Below are 6,491 nucleotides of genomic sequence, written 5' to 3' on the forward strand. Positions count from 1 at the left end.
CTATTAGAATGTTATATTCACACCGAAAGCATGTGTCTGAGTCAGCGGGAAGCTGGAAGCACGTTCGCTGGAGATTTCCGGATCGACACTAACAAGCATGTTATGGATCGTAAACAAGTTTTCTACGGAATAATACACGCGCAGGTTCTCGATACCGGCCGACTTCAGAATATTCTTCGGAATCGTATACCCGAACTGCAGGTTCTTCATACGCAGGTAACTAGAGTTCTGTAACCAGAAAGTCGACATTACATTTGACGATAAGCTGGGAGAGGTAGTGGAATATGCGATACGAGGCATTTTAGCATCCATATTATCAGGCGTCCAGGCATCCAGCCATACAGTAGCAGGGTGAGAGTCGTCACCATTGAAGTAACCGGTCACTTCCTGGTTAATCAAACGGTGTACACCGGCAGCACCAGAAAGCATCATGGAAAGGTCGAAACCTTTATAACCAGCATTTAAACTCAAGCCGAATGTAACGGAAGGATCTGTCGATCCACCTAAGATACGGTCGTCGGCAGTTATTTTACCATCATTATTCGTATCGTGGTAAATCAAATCACCGGCTTTAAACTTGCGGGTACCGAACGGATAGCCTTCCTGTTTTGAATACTTATCCATCCAGGCCTGAGCAGCTTCATCTGAGTTGAAGAAACCGTCGGCTTTATAGACGCGGTACGAGTTCAGACGATCACCTACACGGCGAAGTTTGTTTTCGTTATTCGGGTCTACCATATCGGTTACTCCTCCCAGGTTCAATACTTCGTTCTTGTTGTAAGCAAAGTTACCGGTCGCACCGAATGACCAGTCGCCCCATTTATTATTGTAGCTCAATACGATTTCGATACCTTTGTTGACCATTTCGCCTACGTTATCTTTATAAGCTTCCAGACCGAATTCCTGCGGAACCGGAACGTCCATAATGATACCGGTTGTCTTTCTGTCGTAATAATCGATCGTAAAATTGATCTTGTTATTGATCGTTGCGTCCAAACCGAGTCCCCATGTACGAGCCTTTTCCCAGGTGATGGTAGACAATTTATAAGACTTCTGATAATAACCCGATTGCAGAGAGCCGCCCAACGGATACTTCGCATCCAGATTATAGGTATTCATCCATGGATAATAATCGGTCAAAGCATCCTGGTTACCCAGTTTCCCCCATGAGGCACGCACTTTCAGGTTGTTCAACCAGTCTTTTGTATTCTCCATAAAACCTTCTTCACTGATACGCCATGCACCGGAGAAAGAGGGGAAATAACCCCAACGATTACCGTCGGCAAAACGGGAAGAAGCATCCGCACGGATATTGGCTTCCAGGATATATTTCCCCATAAAGTCGTAGTTGATACGTCCGAACCAGGAGATCATAGCCAGTTCGCGTGAGAAACCTTCATTCTTCTGAGTAGCCGCATCACCGGCATTCATGTCGTTCAGGTCGTTGGTCGGGAAGTTCTTACGTTCCATCTTATGTTCCGTATAGTCGTACTTTTCAGTGTGCCATCCGGCCATTGCTTTCAAGCCATGTTTACCGAACTGTTTATCATAATTCAATAAAGCGTCGAAAGAGGCACGATGCCAGCCTCGGAACTCTTCGTTCAGCTTGTTCGGCTCCGTCGCTTTGTTCGGGTTATACTGGATAAACTTCTGGAAAGCTTTATAATGTTGCTGGTTATTCACATACGAGCCAGTCAGCGTGGCAACCAGTCCGTCGATAATTTTATAATCGGCAGCCAGCGTTCCGGAGAAGTTCTGGTTCTTACGGTCGACCGTCTGGTCTGCATCCAGCCAGGCAATCGGGTTACCATCGGAGATTGTGCCGTATGTACCGTCATCATAGCGGTTCACGATCCACGGAGCGATACGGTTCAACTGACGGATGATCTGGTCGGAGCTACCGCTCGCATAGGATGAGTTCGGGTCGGTATAGTCATTCTTGATATAAGCCAGATTGAGGCGTACATTCAGGCGCGAATTTAGCTTCATATCCATATTAGTACGTCCGTTGAACTGCTGTCTTTCGGCATGTGGCAGGATACCCGTCTGATGCAGGTAACCGACAGAGCCCATGTACTTGGCAGTTTCCGTACCGCCTGTTATGCTCACGTTATGAGAGTGCTGAACACCTGTCTGATAAGCTTCGTCATACCAGTCCGTATTCGGATAATTAGGATCTGTACCGCTTTGGAACAAACTGATCTCCGCATCTGTGAAACGTGGGTTCAGACCTTCGTTAATCAAGGACTGATTGTAAAGACGGGCATAATCGTAAGAGCTCATGCGGTCGATCGTTTCAGTTGCTTTCTGAACACCAACATATCCATTATAAGAGATACGGGGCTTACCGGTCTTCCCCCGTTTCGTCGTGATCAGGATAACCCCGTTAGAGGCTTTCGATCCGTAGATAGCAGCCGAAGCAGCATCCTTCAATACGGAAATACTCTCGATATCGTTCGGATCGACCGAGTTCATCGTACCGGTTTCGACACCGTCCACCAGGATATACGGGTCGGCGGTATTCAATGTACCGACACCACGCACGCGGATCGTTGCCTGGTCCTGTCCCGGACGTCCTTGTCCGGAGGTTACCATCACACCGGGCATTATCCCCTGAAGGGCTGACGATACGTTCTGAACGGGACGGCTTTCCAATACTTTACTGTCTACTGTTGCAACGGCACCCGACATATTTACTTTCTTCTGTACACCGTAACCTACAACGACAATTTCTTCCAGTTTCTGTGTATCTTCCACCAGATTAACCGATAATGTTGCCTGTCCGGTATAAGAAACTTCCTGAGTCAGATAGCCGATAAAAGAAAACTGGATCACATCACCGTTTTTGGCTTCCAGCATAAACTTACCGTCAATATCAGTAATGCTACCCGTCGTGGTACCTTTAATGATAACATTCGCACCGATGATGGGCTCACCACTGGCATCGGTAACGACACCGCTTACCATCTTGTTCTGCTGTGCCACACCGGCAACGCCATTCATCGTTTTCACCGAATTGTCTGCTTTTACCAGTACCTGGCGGTCTATGATCTGGTAATTATATCCGGTATTCTCGAACACTTGCTCAAGCACCTCTTCCAAAGAGGCATTCTTGGCTTTCACACTAGCTTTCCTGTTGACGTTTACATTATTGTCGTTAAAGAAAAACGAGAATTCACTATTCTTCTCGATATCCTTTAAGATTTCAATAATACTACTGTTCTTTTTGTTGATCGACACTTTGTAATTCTGCGCGTAGGTAGAGGCAGAAATACAACAGGCCACACCGAGTGAAAATAAGGTTGTGATTTTCATAATACGAATTGTTTTTCTAAATAACGGGACACAACAATCCCTGTCATTGTTTTTTTTCATAACTTTGTATTGTTTTTGATAAATACTAAATGCAAGTCATTGGTTCTTACTCATAAAAGACCTGCATTTTTCGAAAACTCACGGATTGGGAGATACTTGCAGGTATCTTCCAATTTTTTTAGGTTACCCCCTTCATGTGTTCATAGGCAATAAATTTAAGTTATTAATTATTTGAGCTTTATTACAAAATTTCCATTAGTGGTCTTCTGATATCCTAGCGGAGACGATTCTCCCATTATAAATAAGATACGTTCCAATGATTCGTCCCTCACTTTAAACGTAAAACGGTATTTATCTGCTAAATCCTGCTGACACATCACCTTGCGCCCGTACCATTGTTCGAGGCGCGGGATAATCATCGATAGTTTTTCATTCTCAAAGCTGAGTATTTTCTGCTTGCGCCAGGCGGTATATTTATCGGCATCGACAGGCTGGATGTAAGTCGAGTCGATCCATCTATCATGTACGATCTTTTCATCCGGCGATAGGATAAACTCCTTCATATCTCCTGTGGTACGGTTTAGATTGATACGGACACTACCGTTCAGTAGAACCGTTTCCGATTTATTCTCTATTTCGTAATCGAAGATTTCGAAGGCAGTTCCCAGTGCCTCTATCTGCATATTAGAAGTATGTACGATGAATGGCTTGGCAGGACTTTTGCAGACATCAAAGAAAGCCTGTCCACTTAACTGTATTTCGCGGGTTTCTCCGGTAAAGTTGGCGGGATAAGTTAATCTGCTACCGGGGCCCAACTGCACAAACGTACCATCGGGCAAAGAAACCGACTGCATATTCTGAATACCGGAAGTTACGATATACATCGCAACTTCTTTCTTATTGCCGACTATATAGAAAGCCATACTTCCTACCGCCAGCAATAACAGCAAGGAAGCTGCTATACTGTAAATTTTATAATATAGATATCTTCTGTCAGAGACTCTACTCCAGAGTCTCTGACAGATATGGTACCATATCTGTTTTCCGTCGGCCCTATCAGAGCTGACAGCATCAGGAGCATTTTCCCATTGGCTGAACATTTTCCGCTTCACGGTCTTCCGGTCGTTCAGGGCAGCCTGTTCTTCCTCAGCCAATGCATCCTGCATAAGTTTTTTCAATATATATTTTGTATCCTTCTGGTCCATCTCTATTACTCTCTTTATAATAAATACACCTGAACAGATAGCTTCCCCCTATCCGGTCGCAATTTTTTTTCAAAAGATAAAAAGGGGGGATGGTTTTGTCCTATACGAACAGAGATAGTAAAACAATATTCTTCCTGAGATATTTAAGTGCCTCGCTAATTTGATTCTCAACGGTCTTCTCCGAGATATTCAATAAAAGCGCTATTTCCTTATAAGCTTTATTCTCTTTCCTGCTCAGATTAAATATTTCACGGCGACGTGGCGGCAACTCTGCAATCAACAGATCGATATATTCGCTCAGGTTCTTTGCTTCTATCTCTTCTTCTATATCATATGAACTTTCCATGGCGGAAAGGACGGTTATCTTATAGAAATCTTCATTTACACTTTTACGATGTATATTAAAGATAAGATTACGGGTGATAATGAATAATAATCCTTTGAAATTTTCTTCCTCACGCAGGAAGTCACGCGATTCCCATACCTTTATAAAAACCTCCTGTACAACTTCTTCCGCGATACTCTGACTCGTCAGGTAAAGCCGGCTGAAATTGTACACCTGCTTCCAGTACTTTTTATATAAAGTCGTGAAAGCCTCCTTGCTACTCTGTTTTAGTAATAAAATAAGTTCGTTTTCTTCCATCTGTTTCATTCAGAATAGTACAAAGATAAGAGAATTATTTTATCGTTAATAAACAAAAATAAAATATACCCTATTTATGGTATGTCCGGCTACCAATTCAATGCTTATCTTTGTTGTATAAATAAAGAACAACTAAAATTAGAAAGAATATGGCAAACGTAGCACAAAAACTAACTGACTTAGTGGGTAATACTCCCTTGTTAGAGTTCTCCAATTTCAATGCAAGCAAAGGTTTAAAAGCTAAACTGATCGGAAAGCTGGAATACTTCAACCCGGCAGGCAGTGTGAAAGACCGCATCGCCCTGGCAATGATCGAAAACGCCGAAGAAAAAGGTATCCTGAAACCGGGAGCCACCATTATCGAACCGACCAGTGGCAATACGGGTGTCGGCCTGGCCTTTGTCTCAGCAGCTAAAGGATACAAACTGATACTTACCATGCCGGAGACGATGAGCCTGGAACGCCGTAACCTGCTGAAAGCACTCGGTGCACACCTCGTCCTCACCTCCGGAGCAGAAGGCATGAAAGGTGCGATTGCCAAGGCGGAAGCCTTGCGTGACGAAACACCGGGATCTGTTATCCTTCAACAATTTGAAAATCCGGCAAATCCTGCCGTACATGTAAAGACAACTGCACAGGAGATCTGGCGGGATACGGATGGCAAAATCGACATCTTCGTTGCCGGTGTAGGCACAGGCGGTACGGTCAGTGGTGTCGGAGAAGGGCTGAAAGCACATAACCCGAATGTCAAGATCGTTGCCGTAGAACCCAGCGACTCGCCGGTTCTTTCGGGAGGCAAACCCGGTCCACATAAGATACAGGGTATCGGTGCCGGCTTCATTCCTAAAACATATAACGGCAAGTTTGTTGATGAAATCATACAGGTAGAAAACGACGACGCCATCCGCACCAGCCGTGAACTGGCACAGACGGAAGGTTTGCTGGTCGGCATCTCTTCCGGGGCAGCAGTATATGCGGCATTGAAGTTGGCCGAACTGCCGGAGAATGCGGGCAAGACAATCGTGGCCTTATTGCCCGATACAGGGGAACGGTATCTGTCGACGATGTTGTATGCGTTTGAGGAATATCCTTTGTAAAAAGACTCCTTTTGATAAGAACTGAAATAAGATCAGCCAGGTTGTGTTTTAACGTAAATAACAATCTGGCTGATTTAATTAATGAGCGATAACGAAATTACAATTGACACTGTCCATAAAATTGTGTAAATGAAAAACTACAGGTATTGTTACTTGTAGTTTTTTTTATTTATTAAATTTGAAAAATGTAAATTTTATGGAGATTCCCAAAGAATTATTGAGCAAGGAGTT

The 6,491-nt window shown here is 44.1% G+C and carries 4 protein-coding genes; 1 reads left to right on the forward strand and 3 read right to left on the reverse strand.

All coding sequences use genetic code 11. From position 1 onward, the window contains the following. Positions 1-3: 3 nt before the first annotated feature. From M1P97_RS25335 to M1P97_RS25345, 3 genes are all read right to left on the reverse strand, one after another. The gene (locus tag M1P97_RS25335) at positions 4-3,315 is read right to left on the reverse strand and encodes a TonB-dependent receptor (RefSeq protein WP_249390527.1); all 3,312 of its coding nucleotides are present in this window, start codon (positions 3,313-3,315) and stop codon (positions 4-6) included. A gap of 227 nt (positions 3,316-3,542) precedes the next feature. After that, on the reverse strand, positions 3,543-4,520 hold the full coding sequence (locus M1P97_RS25340) for a FecR family protein (RefSeq protein WP_249390528.1): 978 nt from the start codon (positions 4,518-4,520) through the stop codon (positions 3,543-3,545). A 100-nt stretch (positions 4,521-4,620) separates the two neighbouring features. Then, complete coding sequence (locus M1P97_RS25345) at positions 4,621-5,163, reverse strand: RNA polymerase sigma-70 factor (RefSeq protein WP_249390531.1); 543 nt, start codon at positions 5,161-5,163, stop codon at positions 4,621-4,623. 149 nt (positions 5,164-5,312) lie between these two features. On the opposite strand from M1P97_RS25345, the gene cysK reads away from it, so the two are divergent. Then, a complete protein-coding gene (gene cysK / locus M1P97_RS25350; RefSeq protein WP_249390529.1) occupies positions 5,313-6,260 on the forward strand; it encodes a cysteine synthase A in 948 nt (315 codons plus the stop codon). The last annotated feature ends 231 nt before the right edge of the window (positions 6,261-6,491 follow it).

The organism is Parabacteroides leei, assembly GCF_023369805.1.
In the GTDB taxonomy this organism is placed as follows: Bacteria; Bacteroidota; Bacteroidia; order Bacteroidales; family Tannerellaceae; genus Parabacteroides; species Parabacteroides leei.